At 53.0% G+C, this 1,701-nt stretch carries 1 protein-coding gene; it reads left to right on the plus strand.

Going from position 1 to position 1,701, the window contains the following annotated elements:
• Positions 1–1,701, plus strand: a 1,701-nt coding sequence (locus tag K0T92_RS24440; RefSeq protein WP_219875245.1) for a carbohydrate binding domain-containing protein, incomplete at both ends; no start/stop codon positions are given.

The raw sequence follows: 1,701 nt of genomic DNA on the forward strand, positions 1-1,701 counted from the left end.
ACTTCTACGAAACAGCACCTAAGGAAGCGAATGAGCCTACATGGGCGACAGCTCCTGCAATGACAAGCGTTGGCGGCGACTGGTACGTCTACAGCTTCGATACAGCAGAAGCTGCAAAAATGATCTTCAAAGACAACACAGGCAAGCAGCTCCCTGGCCAAAGCCAACCGGGCTTTGCAAGAACGGCAACGGGCTGGTACGATGGCACCGCGTGGCATGATTCAGATCCGGAAGATACGAGGCCAACGACACCAACTGGTCTGGCTTCAACCGGCAAGACGGACAAGACCGTATCCTTGACCTGGAATGCGTCCACTCACAGCTCCGGCATTGCTGGCTACGATGTGTACCGCAATGGCGTCAAAGTGGGTACGGCAACAACGACTTCCTACACGGATACAGGCTTGATCAAGCTGACAGCGTATACGTACAAAGTAGTTGCGAAGAGCAACTCTGGTAAATTATCCGCTGACAGCAGCACAATCACGGTGACAACGAATGACAGTGGAACTGTTGTAGCACCAACAACACCAACTGGTCTGGCTTCAACCGCCAAGACGGATAAGACCGTATCGCTCACATGGCAGGCATCCACGCATAGCTCCGGCATTGCTGGCTATGATGTATACCGCAATGGCAGCAAGGTTGGCACGGCAACGACGACATCCTACACGGATACCGGCTTGACGGGCGCAACAGCGTACACGTACAAAGTGATCGCGACGAGCAATGCAGGAAGCTCCTCCGATCCGAGCAACGAGATCAGTGTAACGACTGATCCAGGCACTACTGGCAACACAGTAACGGTTTACTACAAAAAAGGATTTGCAACACCTTATATCCACTACCGTCCTGAAGGCGGCACATGGACCGTTGCTCCAGGCACGAAGATGGATGAGTCCGAAGTTCCGGGCTATGCCAAGTACACGATTGACCTTGGAACAAGCACAGCTACCCGTGTCGAAGCAGCATTCAACAACGGCAGCGGACAATGGGACAGCAACAACCAGAAGAACTACTTCTTCAACAAAGGCGACAACACGTATAGCGCTGGTGTCGTAACGCCAGGCAAACCGGTATACGTGCCAGGCAACAAAGTAACAGTCTACTACAAAGAGGGCTGGACGAACGTCAACATTCACTACCGCGCTGAAGGCGGCACGTGGACAGCTACTCCGGGCGTGAAGATGGAGAACGATCCGCTTAACCCGGGCTACAAGAAAATGACGATCGATATCGGCACGGCTACCCGTCTGGAAGCTTGCTTCAACAACGGCAGCAATGTATGGGACAGCAACGGCCAGAAGAACTACTTCTTCAACGTAGGCGACAACACGTACATCCCTGGCGCTAACGGCGGCGCAGGCCAAGTGAAAGTCGGGGAGAAACCGCAAGGAACGGATACAATCGCTCCTTCGATCCCTGCCAACCTGGCAGGCAGCCTCGGAACAGGCACACCGAAGACAGTAACATTGTCTTGGAGTGCCTCGACCGACAACATCAAAGTTGAGGGCTATGAAGTAACTCGTACAGAAGGCGCAAACACGACGACTGTTGCTGTGAATGCAACGACATACATCGACAGCACCGTTGTTGCGGGCAAGACGTACAAGTACAAAGTGCGTGCAAAAGATGCGAAACCGAACTTCTCCGACTACAGCAATGAAGTCACAATTGCTGTACCATCGGACGTAGACACAA

Source organism: Paenibacillus oenotherae (assembly GCF_019443105.1).
Classification (GTDB): Bacteria; Bacillota; Bacilli; order Paenibacillales; family Paenibacillaceae; genus Paenibacillus_Z; species Paenibacillus_Z oenotherae.